We start from the raw sequence: 13,357 nt of genomic DNA, 5'->3' as shown, positions 1-13,357 counted from the left end.
GAGTCTAGTCACGTCGATGAGGCTAGGAATGCACTGGCGTCGTGGTCGAAGATGGAGTTAAGACGTCCAGGGCTGGTCACGACCGGTTGAGACGATCGCAGCAGTCGAGCGCACCAGTGCAGAGGAGAACAGATGGCCCAGCCGATCGCGGAACTCGTCCACCCCGAGTGGCTACCGGTGCTCACGCCGGTCGAGGCGAATATCGCGGCGATGGGTGAATTCCTGCGGGCGGAGGTGGCCGCCGGCCGCTCGTACCTGCCGTCAGGGGAGAACATTCTGCGGGCGTTCTCGCAGCCGCTGTCGAATATCCGCGTGCTGATCGTGGGCCAGGATCCGTACCCCACCCCAGGGCATGCGGTCGGATTGTGCTTCTCGGTGGCGCCCGACGTACGACCTATCCCTCGATCGTTGCAGAACATTTACCGGGAGTACGCCGCTGATTTGGGGATCGACCCACCGCAGCACGGTGATCTGTCGGCGTGGGAGCGCAACGGTGTGTTGCTGCTGAACAGGTGCCTGAGCGTGCAGCCGGGCAAACCCGCCGCGCATCGTGGGAAGGGTTGGGAGGCCGTGACGGATGCCGCGATCGATGGCCTAGTTGCCCGCGGTGGCCCGCTGGTCGCGCTGCTGTGGGGGCGGGACGCCCAATCGCTCACGCCACGGTTGGCCAACACGCCGATCGTGGCCTCCGCGCACCCTTCGCCGATGAGCGCCGATCGCGGATTTTTCGGATCCCGCCCGTTCAGCCGGGTCAACGAACTCTTACAACAGCAGGGTGGGCAGCCGGTCGACTGGCGACTGTAGCTCCACACAGCTCTGAAGCGGTTCAGAACCGGAGACCTGTCGGATCGTCCAGTCCCGCGCCACCGCAGAGCACACGGCGTCAGTCCAGTTGTGCGACGGCTTCGACTAGTAGGGGTTCCGCTCCTTCGACCGCTAGCGTGATCGACTCGGGCGTGCCAGCAGCGAGCGCGGTGTTGATTTCGGAGGTCTCCTCCAGCAGAATCGCCCGCCCCGAACTCACCACGTCGAGCGAAGAGATCACCGGATCGTTCTCCAGCTCGTCGAACGGTACGCCGATAGTCGTCAGGATCGCGACATCAGCGTCGAGCGCAGGAGCTTGCTCGATCGGCACCGACGCGAAGAATCCTTGGGATTCCAACGCCTCGACCTCCGGGTTGGGCACGAAGCCCATGGAGGCAAAGACGTCGAACCGAGCGTCGCCGGCCAGGTACGCGCCGTATGCGTCGCCGAATTTCGCGCCGTACGCGAAGGTCTTGTCCGCGAAGTCGGGATTCGCCTCCGCCACGGCTTCGATCGAGGCATTCGTCTCCTCGATCGAAGCGGTTGCTTCGGACTCCTTGCCGATCGCCTTGCCGATGATCTCGGTCTGTGTTGCCCAGTCGACGGCGAAGTCCGCAGTGCCTTCGGGGGCTGCCGCGACCGGCGCGATCTCGGTCAGGCGATCGAACACTTCGGGGTCTGCCGACGCGCGCACGTTCAGGATGACGTCGGGCTCCAACAACTCGATCTGCTCGTAGTTGTAGGTGGTCCCGGTGTTCTCGATGACTTCGGGCGCATCGCCGGTGAACTTGTCGGCGGCCCAGGGGCCCACGCCGTTGTTGTCCTCGCCGTGGCCCTGCCAGTCGTAGATCGCGATCGGCTCAATGCCGAGGTCCAGCGCGATTTCGCCGTCGGACCAGCCGAGAGCAACGACTTTCAAGCCGCCGTCCGAAGCCCGCACGTCGGTTGTGGGTCCGCGGTCGACGGCGCCGACGATGTCCCCGGATGCCGCGTCGTCCTCCGAAGAGCCGCATCCGGCGATGGCCAGCGGTAGCGCGAGTGCCACGGCGGCCGCCGTGAGATGACGAACGATCCTCATGAAATTCCTGCTTCCTGGTAAGCGCATTGGTGGGTGCTATACGTTCGTGGCGGCCGGTGACCCGGCGCCGGATTCGTGGAGGTTCGCGGTGTCGCCGGGCAGTTTCGCGGAGTGAACCGCGCCCGAGGCGAGTGGGACCACCATCGGCGTGCCGGTCTCCGGGTCATCGATGACCCGCGCGCGTACGCCGAACACTGCCTCCACGTTCGCCGCGGTCACGACCTGCGACGGCGGACCTTCGGCTACGATCGCGCCGCTGCGCATCGCGATGAGGTGGGTCGCGTACCGCGCGGCCTGATTGAGGTCATGGAGTACGGCGACCAGGGTTCGTCCATCAGCGTTGAGGCTCGCGCATAACTCCAGTACCTCCAGTTGATGCGCCAGATCCAGGTAGGTGGTGGGCTCATCGAGCAACAGGATGGGCGTCTGCTGGGCCAACGCCATCGCGATCCAGACTCGTTGACGCTGACCTCCGGACAACTCAGCGACCTGACGCTGCGCCAGATCGAGCAGCCGAGTTGACTGCAGCGCCGTACGCACGGCTTGCTCGTCGTCGTCCGTCCACTGCTTGAACAGCTTCTGATAGGGGAACCGACCGCGCGAGACCAGATCGACGACGGTGATCCCGTCGGGTGCGAGGGATTGTTGCGGCAGTAGTCCGATCTCGCGGGCAAACTGCTTGCCACCGAACTCGTGCACGTCTCGTCCATCAAGCAGAACGGAGCCGGCCGACGGTTTCAGCAACCGTGACAGTGCGCGCAACAAGGTCGATTTGCCACACGCATTCGGGCCGATGATAACGCTGAACGAGCCGTCCGGAATCGTGACATCGAGTTGCGAAATGACTTTGCGCGTTTCGTAGCCGACATCGATCCCGCCAGCGCGCAATCGGCCGGGGGTATCTGAGGTACTCACACCGTGGCCTTTCTGGATTGGACGATGAGCAGGCCGAGAAGATAGATACCGCCGAGAGCGGTGGTGACGACGCCCACCGGCAACTGCACTGGGGCGAGCATCGTGCGTGCGATCGCGTCACTGACTACCAACAACGTGGCGCCTACCGCAGCGCTCGTCACCAGCGGAATGCCGGGGCTTCGGCTCAGTCGCATCGCGACCTGCGGGGCGATCAGTGCGATGAAGGCGATTGGCCCGGCAACGGCGGTGACGACAGCGACGAACCCGACCGCGACCGCCAACAGCAGCAATTGGACCCGCTGAGTGTGCACGCCCTTGCTGCGCGCCGAGTCGGTGCCGAGCTCGAACATCCGCATTCCGGGAGCGAGCGCGACCAGAGCGGGGGTGAGGATGAGCAGCACGATTGCGACCGGCAACACGTCGGCGAACCGCAGCTGCTCAAAGATGCCTTGGCCCCACGCTGCCGCGGTGACGGCGTTCTCGACGTTGGCCCTGGCGAGTAGGAAGCCGTTGAACGCGACCAACATCGCGCTGAGCCCGATCCCGACGATGATCAACCGCGATCCATTTAGGTTTCCGCCGCGAAGCGCGAGTAAGTAGATCACCGCGCCGGTCACCAGGCCGCCGATCAGCGATCCTACGGTTGCTCCGGTGTACCCGAGGTTGAGCACGAGCAGTGCGACGAGCGCTCCGGTGTTCGCGCCGCTGGTGAACCCGATAATGTCCGGACTGCCGAGCGGGTTGCGGGTGACGGTTTGGAAGATGGCCCCGGACAAGGCAAGCGCAGCGCCGCCGAAGACTGCGACCAGAACGCGCGGCAAGCGACCCTCGACGACGATGCGTTGTACGGCCTCGGATTCGGTGCCGGTGAACGCTCCCACCACTCGGTCGAGTGGCAGGTTAGCGCCCTCGACCGAACCGAGGGTGAGTGACAGGATCGCGACCGCCACGGTGACCAGGGTGAGGACGACGGCGACCGCGGTGGTGCGGATATCGACCCGCAGTCGCGATCGGCCCAGTGTTACGTGCCGGATCCGCGGCGGCCAGATTCGAATCTGCGCCTCGGTGCTCATAACTCATTCACCCCGCGATTGCGAGCGAGCCAAATCAGCACTGGGGCGCCGATGAAAGCGGTGACCATGCCGACCGGCAACTCCCCAGGGATCGCTATCCGGCCGATGATGTCGGCGCCCAGAAACAGGATGGGCGCCACGAGCAGGCAGGTGGGAATGATCCAGCGTTGATCAGGGCCAACCACGCTGCGGACCGCGTGCGGCACCATCAGTCCGAGGAACGAGATGGGCCCGACTGCCGCGGTCGCGGCGCCGCACAACACCGTCAGCGCAATGAAACCGGCCGTACGCACCCTGGTTACCGGTACGCCGAGCGCACGCGCCCGGTCGTCGCCCAACGCGATCGCGTTGAAATAGAGCATCAACACGAGCGCCATTGCTAAGCCGACGCCAATATAGGGCAGTACGCCGAACAAGATTTCAATGGCGCCGGACTTCTGTAGCGACCCCGCCTGCCAGCCGCGGATCGCGTCGAATGCCTTCGGGTCGATCATGGTGAGCCCGAATGCGATACCGGTGAACACGCAACTGACTGCCACTCCGGTGAGCACGAGTTTGCCGGCGCTCGCGCCGGCGCGGCCGCTGGATCCGACGACGTACACCAAGCCCGAGGCCAACAGCGCCCCCGCCGTACCCCAGAGCACGTAGTTAGAGGTGGACATCGCGCCGAACCACCAGAACCCGAGCACCATCGCCAGGTACGCCCCGGCGTTGACCCCGAGGATGCCGGGGTCGGCCAGTGGGTTGCGGGTCAGCGCCTGCATCATCGCGCCCGCGACCCCCAGCGCGGCACCACACACCAGGCCGAGGAGGGTTCGCGGCAGCCGCGAGGTACGTACGATCTGTGCGGCAGTGCTGCCGTCGTTGTGCCAAAGTGCATCCCACGCCTGGGCCGGGGAGATGTTGCCGCTGCCGACGAGCAGGCTCAAGAGCGCGAGCGCAACCAGCAGGATCGCGAGGATGATGAGCACTGCTCCCCGCTTGGCTGTGCCGACCGAGAGCGAGGTCTGCGGGGCAGTGGCCGTGGTCATGCCACCTCCCACGTGAAGAACTTAGGTTCGCCTAACCGAAAGAACTTTACCTGGTGTCGCGGTCCGGGGGAACTGCGTCGATCGTGGTCATTCAAGCGACGTGAGAAACACCGCATCGCTGCAGCATCGAGGTCGGCTCATCTGGCACAATGAATCGAAATCACACGCGTGTTGTTTACGCGCCGGCCTCAACGACGACAGGGATGAGTATGGACTTCGCCCACGCGCTGCAGACGAATGACGACTCCGATGGGGTTGTCGACGGCCTGACGCGCCGTGAGCGCGACATCCTCGCGTTCGAGCGGCAGTGGTGGAAGTACGCCGGTGCGAAGGAACACGCCATCAAGGAGTTGTTCGACCTGTCCGGCACTCGCTACTACCAGGTGTTGAACGCCTTGATCGATCGTCCTGAGGCGCTCGCGGCCGACGCGATGTTGGTGAAGCGCCTGCGCCGTCAGCGCGCGACCCGTCAGCGTGCACGTTCGGCTCGCCGCCTGGGCATCGATCCGAACTAACCCGTAGCATCGTCAGAGTGCTCACTCAGACCGACGTCCAACGCCGGCGTATTGGCGGTGCCATCGCCATCGTCATTGGTGCGGTGCTCGTCGTGCTCGCGTTCATGGCGTTCACCGGCCGTTTGGGTGCGACGGACGCCAGTAGAGGGGCATCCGACGAGGCCCGGTCTGCGGGTGCCGACTCCAGTCAATCTGCCGACGCCAGCGAAGATGCGGACGATTCCGGCGCGGCCGACTCCAGCGACACGCAGCCATCGGATGACGCAGACTCCTCCGATGGAGTCGATCCTTCGGACGACGCCGACCCGTCCGAACCCCCAGCCGACGTCAAGGCGCCGCTGGTCGTGCTCAACGGCGGCGGCACGGACGGTCTAGCGGCCGCCGGCCAAACCGAGTTCATCAACGGTGGCTGGGAAGTTACCGCCGTCGACAATTACTTCGGTACTCCGCTGAACCAGAGCACTGTGTTCTACTCGAGCGGTGATGATCAGGCACAGGCCGCCGCGGAGGCGCTCGCCGAGCAGTATCCGCAGTTGGCGGTCGCCGAAATGCCGCCGGACCTCGGGTACACCGGCGTGGTCGTCGTACTTACCGGCGACTGGGCGCCTGGTCAGTAGCCGTCGTCCTTGTCGGGTTATCCCGACCATGCAATGGCGGGTCTGCGGGATCGTGCGAGGAGTACCGCGAGCCTTAGCGTTGACGACATGAAGATCGACCTGCGTACCACCGTGCTGCACAGCGTCTATTCGCTCGTCGCATTCCCGCTCGCCATCATCGGGTTCGTCCTCACCGTGACCCTCTTCGCGTCCGGTGCCGGCCTGCTCATCACTGTCGTCGGGCTCCCCATCCTCACATTGATGTTCGCCATTGCGCGTGGTTTGTCGTACGGCGACCGCGCCCAACTCCAGTCGCTGATGCAACTGCGCCCGCCGGCGCCGCGGTACAAGCAGCCGCGTCCGGGCAGCGGCTGGTTCGCGCGCGCGTTCACGCCGCTGAGTGATCCGCAGTCCTGGATGGATGCGGCGTTCCAGATCATCCGGTTACCACTGGGCATCTTCTCGTTCGTATTGACAGTGGTGTGGTGGTCGGTGACGTTGGCCGGACTGACCTACTGGCTATGGGGCTGGACTATCCCGGACGACGACGCGTACAACTCCGTCCCTGACTTGATCGGTGTCGGTGGCGGCTACGTCACCGACAGCATCTGGTGGTTCCTCGTCGGCGTCGTGTTCGCGTTGACGATGCGCTGGGCGATGCTGGTGGCGGCCTGGGCACACGCCGGACCCGCGCTTTTGATGTTGTGTGGACGTGCTGCCATGCAGGAGGAAGTGCACGCCGCGCAGGCCGACCGCGAGGCCGCTGTCGCGAGCCGGGATGCGACCCGTACCGCCGAGCATGGTGCGCTGCGGCGCCTCGAACGCGACATTCACGACGGCCCGCAACAGCAACTCGTTCGACTGTCGATGGACCTTGGCCGCGTCCGCAGGCAGATGGAAATCGACCCGGAACGCGCCCGCACGATTCTGGACGAGGCAATTACCCGGTCGGGATCCACGCTCGACGAACTGCGCGCGCTTTCCCGCGGAATCGCGCCGCCGCTGCTTGTTGATCGCGGACTACGCGCGGCGCTGGAAGAAATCGTCACACGTGCGCCGGTCCCGGTGTACCTGGAGTTCGAACTCGACGAAGAGTTGCCCGAACACCTCGAGACCGGCGCGTACTTCGTGGTCTCCGAATGCCTCACGAACATCGCGAAGCACTCCGGTGCCACCTTCGGTGCTGTGCGCCTGGAGATCGAGCCGACGGTGACCGGCCGCGAACTCGTCGTGCAGGTGACCGACGACGGTATCGGTGGCGCACACCCGGCCAAGGGCAGCGGATTAGCCGGCTTGAATGACCGGGTGCGTAGCCTGGAAGGCGTGCTCGACGTACATTCGCCCACCGGCGGTCCCACGCTCATCGAGGCGCGGATGCCGTGCGGATAGTCCTCGCCGATGACTCCATGCTGCTGCGGGAAGGTCTTGAACTGCTGTTGCGGGAGTCCGGACATGACATCGTGGCCACCGCCGGCGACGGTCCGTCGTACGTTGCCGCAGCGCTTGAGTTCCGCCCAGATCTGTCGATCGTTGATGTGCGGATGCCGCCCTCACACACTGACGAGGGGTTGCGGGCTGCGGTGGAGGTCCGCCGGCAGTGGCCGGAAGCCGCGATCCTGGTGCTCTCGCAGTACGTCGAACGTTCGTACGCCGACGAACTCACCGCGAGCGGTACGGCGGCATTGGGCTACTTGCTCAAGGATCGGGTCAGCGACCTGGACGGATTCTTGGCGGCGGTTGAATCGGTGGCCGGAGGTGGCACAGTGCTCGATCCGTTTGTCGTGGCCCAATTGCTCGCGGCGCGTCCGAAGGCCGACCCGGTGCACGAGTTGACCGCGCGTGAGCGAGAGGTGCTGGCGATGATGGCAGAAGGGCTCTCGAATGCCGCGATTGCGGCTCGGCTGGTCGTCACCGAAGGCGCCGTTGAAAAGCACGTCAGCCGAATCTTCACCAAGCTTGATCTGAACGCTGACGAGGAGACGAACCGCCGAGTGCGCGCCGTCCTCGCCTTCCTGAAATCCTGACCGCGAATCGAAGCTCAGCGGTCCAGAGTTGACGCCCACGCGATGGCTAACTCCCGATAGCGCGGCCGGAAGGCGTAGATGCAGGCCAGCCGGATCCGGGTCGCCTCGGCGTACGCCCCGAAGCGGTCGCGGTCGACCCCGACTATGCCAGCCACTTCATCGACCGCGGCACGCACGACGGCGCCGTACTGCGCGGGCCAGAGTCCCTGATCGACGCGAAGTGCAGCGTGCACAGACAGGTTGGCCAAATCGAGAGCAGGCTCGGCCAGCGCTGCCGTGTCGAAATCGAGGATCCCGAGGTGTTCGCCGTCCGCGAGGAGTTGTTTGTCGTGCAGGTCGCGGTGGCTCGTCACAAACGGTTGGGCGGTGCCGTCGATCAGATCAGTCATCACGCGCTCGGCCGCGCGGTGCAACCCCGCGAGCAGGGTGCGCGGCAGCGCTGCGAATTCGTCGGCGAGGGAGCTCCACCGCCGTAGCGCTTGGGCTTCGTGCGTCGCAGTGTGCACCGGCAGGCCGGTCGATTCGCCGCGGGTGAGCGCTGGCCATGCCTTCGCCCATCGGGACCACAACGCAGACCACTCAGTGAGGGAGGTGTCTGCGCCTAGGTCGTGCAGGCTTCGCCCGGGGAGGACGCTGAACGAAACGATCCCGCCGTCCACCCGCAGTACCTCCGGCGCCATCAGGCCCGCGTCACTAGCGATCCGTCGTCCCTGACGAGCTCGTTCGGCGATCTCGCTCGCTCGCCCCGGACGTATCACTTTCACGACATCGCCCTCGCGGCGTACGACCGCGCGCTTGCCGAAACGGTGCACGAGAAGTTGGCCCGAGAGGTCGGCGAGGTCGGGGAGTTTGGGATCGGCGCCGGCGTCGGCGAGTTCTGTATCCGCCGAGTTCCACGCGCCGTCCTGCGTATCGCGGCGTAGGCGCAACCGACCGGCGCGAATCATGCCGGCCTGATCGCGACCTTCGACGCTGATCACGGCCTCGGTGCCACAGGTCGCGACCTCATGCGGCCACGCGCGTTCGACGCTGATCTCCTCGCTGGCGGCTGCTAGCCGCGCCGGTACGGGGCCCGGTTCATTCATGCCAGCACCTTCGCGACCTGATCGAGACGGCGCTCGATCGCACTGGCCCAATTCGGATCGCCGGCCCGGAACGGCTCCATTACTCGCGACAGCAGCGCCCGCGCGACCCACTCGCGGTGCACACCGTCGCTCGATGCAGAGTATCCGGCTGCCAGGGCGGTGGTGCGCGGGAGCGTATCGATATTGAACGCTTCGTTGCCCGGTGCGCTCACCGCTAGTAGTTCTGTCGCGGCGAACGTGCCCAGATCCATCGCGAGTGGGCCGATACCGGCACGGTCGAAATCTGTCAGAGCGACGGCAGGTGCGCGCCGCGTGGTCTCGTCCTCGAGGAGGACCTGATCCGCCGAGAAATCGCCGTGCACCACACCCGTGCGCCAGGTCCGCGCATCGATGCGTGCGATGGTGGCATCGGCCAATTTGCGCATCCGCTGACCTGCTTCCGGATCGATGCGGGCGAGATCCTCGGCGACCGCTGACAGCTCGCCACTGACCGTTAGTACGGGGTTGAGCCCGCCACTTGCACCAGCGGCGTGCAGTGCGGCCAAGGCCCGTCCTGCTGCGGCGGCGTACGGCGCGCTTTCAGCCGGTGCAACCTGCTCCAGATCGCCGGTTCCGTACCAGGGCCAGAGGGTGACGTACCGGTGTGCCGGCTGTGCCAGCGGTTGTATCAGCGGAACTCCGGCGTCGCTGAGGTGGGCGAGCACGTGGTGTACGCCGTTCTGTGGGCGTGCGGTGATGCGCACTACGAGCGGGTCGGTGCCCGGAATCTCGCGGCGCAACACCAGCCGGCGTTGCGGGTTGTAGCGCAGTACCGCCAGTTCGCCTGTGCTGATTCGCGAGCTGACCGATTCGTCCGTATCCCGCACCGTATTCAGGCCGCGCTGCAGCCGCGGGTCGGTATCGATTTCGCCATACGCCAGCAGTAACTGCTCGCCGGCGATGGTTCGAGGGACCTCACGGGCCCAGAATTGATCGCGGGATCGGCGGCGCCGCAGGGCATTCCGCAGTTTGTCGGTGTGGGCTGGGTACACGACATGTACCCAACGCGGGGGATGCTCCGAAGCCGGATCGATCAACGCCGCGCGGGTCGACAGACCGGGCTTGTGACGAAGGTGCACGGCGCGGACCTGGTGGCCTACTAGCGCGCTGAGCTTGTCCTGATCGATCAGCAGGTCGGCGCTGTGGCGGCCGGGCACCGACCGCGGAGTGCGTTGGGTGGTCATAGCGTTCACGCTCCAATCTGTGCGAGCGGTCGAGGTGGTCGCGTGGGTGGCTCGGAAAGATCGACATCAGCCGATTCAATGGTCTCCAGGTCCCACCGAAACTCCGCGTCCGCCGGGGTGTCCCGCAGTATCCTGCCGCCCTCCAGCCACACGATCCGGTCGCACTCGCGCGCCGTCCGCTCATCGTGGGTCACCACGATGGTGGTCTTGCCGCGAGTCAACTGCTCGATCGCGGCGCGTACGGCGACTGCGTTCTCGGCGTCCAACCCTGATGTGGCCTCGTCAAGGATCACCACTGAGGCATTTCTGAGCAGGGCCCTGGCGATGGCGATGCGTTGACGTTGTCCACCGGACAGGGTGCCGCCGCGCTCACCTACGAGGCTCAGATACCCGTCGGGCTGCTCAAGGATGAACTCCTCCGCGTTCGCCATCCGCGCCGCGGTGCGGACCTGCTCGTCGCTGGCCGAGAGGTTGCCGTAGCGAATGTTGTCGGCGATGGTTCCGCTGAACAGCACCGATTCCTGCAGTACGACTGCGATCTGACCACGCAGTTCGGCCAGATCGAGCCTGCGTAGGTCGATCCCGTCTATGCGCACTGAGCCAGCCGTGACGTCCATACTGCGCAGCAGTAAGGAGGTGAACGTCGACTTGCCGGCGCCAGAGGGGCCGACGACAGCGACTCGCTGCCCAGCCGGAATATGCAGGTCGATGTCCTGAAGGACTGGCCGGCCGGTTCCGTGATCGGCGTGGACGCCGACGAAGGATAGGGCGCCGGTAGCCCTGACCAGGCTTACGGGGTTTTGCGGGCTGGTGATTTCGGCGCGCTCATCTAGTAGATCTGCGACTCGCTCGCCGGAAGCCGCCGCTCGGGCGATCCGGCCGGTGTACTTGGCCAGGTCCCGCAGCGGTTTCATCGCCGTCTTCAGGTAGGTCAGGAAAATGACCAGGTCGCCCGGCGTCATCGCGCCCTGCATGACCCGCATACCGCCGAGCAGCAGCACCGCGGCCGTCGCAAGACCCACCAACAGGTCAGTCTTGCGTTCGAGTGCGGCCGCCAACCGGCGAGCCTGCACGCCGTCACGCAATGACCGGTTGTTATGCCCGGCGAATCGCTGCTGAAGCGTTCGTTCGAGCCCGTACGCCTGAACCACGCGCATACCGCCGAGTGCTTCCTGTGCGATGTTGGCGAGGTCGCCTTCACTCTTGCGGGTGCGGCGCGACGCGTGCGTGATTTTCGGGGTACTGGAGCGCGAGAGCAGTAAGAACAGGGCTGCGGCGATCACCACGACGAGCGCCAGTAGCGGGTCGAGCCACAGCATCACGCCTGCCATCGCGACCATCGTGAAACAGTTGACCAGCAGCGGCATTCCCGCGCTGACAGCGGCTTCCTGCATTCGGCCGACATCACCGATCAGCCGTTGTACAAGATCGCCGGAGCGCGCGTTGGCGTGATAGCGCTGGGAGAGCCCGTTGACGTGCGCGAATACGCGCTGCCGCAGTTGGATCGCGATCCGTGATCCCGCGATGGCGAATGCGACGGTGGCCAGGAAGTTGCACAGCGCTCGCATGCCGATGATGAGCAGGGTCGCGAGCGCGGCCAACAGCAGCAGCCGGATGGTGGCTGTCGGGCCTGAATCGGCGAGATCCGCACCGAGCGAGCGTGTGAGCGCATCGACGACGAACTTGACCGGCCATGGTTCAAGCACCCGGAAGACCACTTCGAGGATGAGCGCCAGCGAGCCGCCGGCGATCACCGGCGCCTGGCTTCGAAGGTGCGGCCGGATGAGGCCGAGCGTACGGCGCACTGCCGTCCGGTTGAGCTGCTTCGCGTTGCCGCTCATACCGTGACCTCATCTCTGGGCCGAACACCGTGCAGGATGCGGTCGAGGACCGCTGACCACGAGTGCTTGCGTGCCACGATTGAGCGGCCGGTCGCGCCGAGCAGCTGTGCGCGTCGTGGGTCCGCCACCAGCGCGTCGATCTCAGCTGCTAGTGCGGCGGGATCAGACGGTGGTACCAGCACGCCGTTCATGTCGTCGGTGATTATCGCGGGCACCTGCCCGACGGCTGACGCGACGACCGGCAATCCGGCGGCCGAGTATTCGTAGATCTTCAACGGGGAGAAGTAATCGTCTTTGGCCGAAGCGGGGTACGGTGCGACGGCCACCGAGGCACCGGCCAGCGCGGCCGGAATGTCCGACGGCGATACGGCGCCGCGCAGGTCGACGTCCAAGCCGAGACGTTGTGCTTGTTCGAGTAGGGCCGCGCGTTGCGGTCCGTCGCCGACGATGCGTACCCGCCATTTCTGCTTGGCCGCAGCCGCGGCGTCCAGCAGGGTCTCGACTCCGTGCCACGCTTTCAGGGTGCCGACGAATACGACGACGGGCCGCCTCGAGGGTGCAGGTTCGACCGGGAGGATGCGTTCGGTGTTCACCCCGTTCGGGGTGAGGCGGACCTTGCCGGAGGCGGACGGGCAATGCGAGAGCACCCATTGAACGACCGGCTCGGAAACGCAGGCGATGACGGTGGCAGCGGCGACCTGGGTGCGCAGCGCAGCTAGCGCCCCATCGCGATCCACCAGGTGCCGGTGGGCCGCTTGCTCGTCGATCAGCGGGGCGTTGACTTCCAGCACGGACGGAACCGGCAACGACGCGGTGACCTGCGACAACGCGGTGGAGAAGAGCGAATAGCGCTCGTACACCAGGTCGGTGCCGTCGACGATGACGTCCGCGGCGAGGTCGCGCGCAACAGCCTGCTGGCGCCGCTCGCGCTGCGCGACCCGCTGCTCCGGCGGCATCCCAGGGTCCGCCGGATCGCCGTCCACCGGGCGATGTACAACTTGAAGGTCAACCAGGTCTACTGGGACATGTTCCCCGGTGCGGACGGTGTACAGCCGTGGCAGCGCCGAGCGGGCGCGAAAGGCGCGGATAATTTCCTGTACGTGCACTGATGCACCCTTGGTGCCGTACGCCGGCACTCCCGGATCGGTGTTGAGATAGGCGACGCGGTACAT

Annotated in this window: 13 protein-coding genes; 5 read left to right on the top strand and 8 right to left on the bottom strand. The window is 65.7% G+C overall.

All coding sequences use genetic code 11. The features are described 5' to 3' along the window. Positions 1 to 132: 132 nt before the first annotated feature. The gene (locus E1H16_RS09735) at positions 133 to 804 is read left to right on the top strand and encodes a uracil-DNA glycosylase (protein ID WP_134323655.1); all 672 of its coding nucleotides are present in this window, start codon (positions 133 to 135) and stop codon (positions 802 to 804) included. A 79-nt stretch (positions 805 to 883) separates the two neighbouring features. Here E1H16_RS09735 and E1H16_RS09730 read toward each other — a convergent pair whose 3' ends face one another. Genes E1H16_RS09730 through E1H16_RS09715 form a run of 4 tightly spaced genes read right to left on the bottom strand, consistent with a single transcriptional unit; the run spans position 884 to position 4,901 of the window. Continuing rightward, positions 884 to 1,882: an ABC transporter substrate-binding protein gene (locus E1H16_RS09730; protein WP_134323653.1), complete on the bottom strand. Its 999-nt coding sequence runs from the start codon at positions 1,880 to 1,882 to the stop codon at positions 884 to 886. A 36-nt stretch (positions 1,883 to 1,918) separates the two neighbouring features. Continuing rightward, a complete protein-coding gene (locus E1H16_RS09725; RefSeq protein ID WP_134323651.1) occupies positions 1,919 to 2,797 on the bottom strand; it encodes an ABC transporter ATP-binding protein in 879 nt (292 codons plus the stop codon). After that, positions 2,794 to 3,870, bottom strand: a complete 1,077-nt coding sequence (locus tag E1H16_RS09720) for a FecCD family ABC transporter permease (RefSeq protein WP_134323649.1) — start codon at positions 3,868 to 3,870, stop codon at positions 2,794 to 2,796. Before E1H16_RS09720 ends, E1H16_RS09725 begins: the two co-directional genes overlap by 4 nt. Continuing rightward, the gene (locus tag E1H16_RS09715; protein WP_134323647.1) at positions 3,867 to 4,901 is read right to left on the bottom strand and encodes a FecCD family ABC transporter permease; all 1,035 of its coding nucleotides are present in this window, start codon (positions 4,899 to 4,901) and stop codon (positions 3,867 to 3,869) included. Before E1H16_RS09715 ends, E1H16_RS09720 begins: the two co-directional genes overlap by 4 nt. Positions 4,902 to 5,110: 209 nt before the next feature. Here E1H16_RS09715 and E1H16_RS09710 point away from each other — a divergent pair, with 209 nt between their 5' ends. The 4 genes from E1H16_RS09710 (at position 5,111) to E1H16_RS09695 (ending at position 8,036) form a co-directional block, all read left to right on the top strand. Continuing rightward, on the top strand, positions 5,111 to 5,416 hold the full coding sequence (locus E1H16_RS09710) for a nucleoid-associated protein NapA (RefSeq protein ID WP_166741697.1): 306 nt from the start codon (positions 5,111 to 5,113) through the stop codon (positions 5,414 to 5,416). 17 nt (positions 5,417 to 5,433) lie between these two features. Then, positions 5,434 to 6,033: a LytR C-terminal domain-containing protein gene (locus tag E1H16_RS09705; RefSeq protein WP_134323643.1), complete on the top strand. Its 600-nt coding sequence runs from the start codon at positions 5,434 to 5,436 to the stop codon at positions 6,031 to 6,033. An 87-nt stretch (positions 6,034 to 6,120) separates the two neighbouring features. Next, positions 6,121 to 7,401 (top strand): sensor histidine kinase, encoded by a 1,281-nt coding sequence (locus E1H16_RS09700; RefSeq protein ID WP_166741696.1) that lies wholly within the window; start codon positions 6,121 to 6,123, stop codon positions 7,399 to 7,401. Further along, on the top strand, positions 7,392 to 8,036 hold the full coding sequence (locus E1H16_RS09695) for a LuxR C-terminal-related transcriptional regulator (RefSeq protein WP_134323639.1): 645 nt from the start codon (positions 7,392 to 7,394) through the stop codon (positions 8,034 to 8,036). The genes E1H16_RS09700 and E1H16_RS09695 overlap by 10 nt, the downstream gene beginning before the upstream one ends. Positions 8,037 to 8,050: 14 nt before the next feature. Here E1H16_RS09695 and E1H16_RS09690 read toward each other — a convergent pair whose 3' ends face one another. The 4 genes from E1H16_RS09690 to E1H16_RS09675 are packed head-to-tail and all read right to left on the bottom strand — an operon-like array spanning position 8,051 to position 13,357. After that, a complete protein-coding gene (locus E1H16_RS09690; RefSeq protein WP_134323637.1) occupies positions 8,051 to 9,121 on the bottom strand; it encodes a phosphotransferase in 1,071 nt (356 codons plus the stop codon). Further along, positions 9,118 to 10,344, bottom strand: coding sequence for a phosphotransferase (locus tag E1H16_RS09685; protein WP_134323635.1), 1,227 nt, complete (start codon positions 10,342 to 10,344; stop codon positions 9,118 to 9,120). The genes E1H16_RS09690 and E1H16_RS09685 overlap by 4 nt, the downstream gene beginning before the upstream one ends. A gap of 5 nt (positions 10,345 to 10,349) precedes the next feature. Further along, entirely contained in the window at positions 10,350 to 12,185 is a 1,836-nt protein-coding gene (locus E1H16_RS09680; protein WP_134323633.1) for an ABC transporter ATP-binding protein, read from the bottom strand. Next, positions 12,182 to 13,357, bottom strand: a complete 1,176-nt coding sequence (locus E1H16_RS09675) for a glycosyltransferase family 4 protein (RefSeq protein ID WP_134323631.1) — start codon at positions 13,355 to 13,357, stop codon at positions 12,182 to 12,184. The genes E1H16_RS09680 and E1H16_RS09675 overlap by 4 nt, the downstream gene beginning before the upstream one ends.

Origin of the sequence: Cumulibacter soli, from assembly GCF_004382795.1 — a bacterium.
GTDB lineage: Bacteria > Actinomycetota > Actinomycetes > Mycobacteriales > Antricoccaceae > Cumulibacter > Cumulibacter soli.
This window is presented reverse-complemented; position numbering and strand designations above follow the sequence as displayed.

What these genes read in the sequence shown, in the direction of transcription:
- E1H16_RS09720 (WP_134323649.1), bottom strand. Translation starts at nt 3,870, where the DNA reads ATGAGCACCGAGGCGCAGATTCGAATCTGGCCGCCGCGGATCCGGCAC.
- E1H16_RS09675 (WP_134323631.1), bottom strand. Translation starts at nt 13,357, where the DNA reads ATGTACCGCGTCGCCTATCTCAACACCGATCCGGGAGTGCCGGCGTAC.
- E1H16_RS09685 (WP_134323635.1), bottom strand. Translation starts at nt 10,344, where the DNA reads ATGACCACCCAACGCACTCCGCGGTCGGTGCCCGGCCGCCACAGCGCC.
- E1H16_RS09710 (WP_166741697.1), top strand. Translation starts at nt 5,111, where the DNA reads ATGGACTTCGCCCACGCGCTGCAGACGAATGACGACTCCGATGGGGTT.
- E1H16_RS09730 (WP_134323653.1), bottom strand. Translation starts at nt 1,882, where the DNA reads ATGAGGATCGTTCGTCATCTCACGGCGGCCGCCGTGGCACTCGCGCTA.
- E1H16_RS09690 (WP_134323637.1), bottom strand. Translation starts at nt 9,121, where the DNA reads ATGAATGAACCGGGCCCCGTACCGGCGCGGCTAGCAGCCGCCAGCGAG.
- E1H16_RS09700 (WP_166741696.1), top strand. Translation starts at nt 6,121, where the DNA reads ATGAAGATCGACCTGCGTACCACCGTGCTGCACAGCGTCTATTCGCTC.
- E1H16_RS09680 (WP_134323633.1), bottom strand. Translation starts at nt 12,185, where the DNA reads ATGAGCGGCAACGCGAAGCAGCTCAACCGGACGGCAGTGCGCCGTACG.
- E1H16_RS09715 (WP_134323647.1), bottom strand. Translation starts at nt 4,901, where the DNA reads ATGACCACGGCCACTGCCCCGCAGACCTCGCTCTCGGTCGGCACAGCC.
- E1H16_RS09735 (WP_134323655.1), top strand. Translation starts at nt 133, where the DNA reads ATGGCCCAGCCGATCGCGGAACTCGTCCACCCCGAGTGGCTACCGGTG.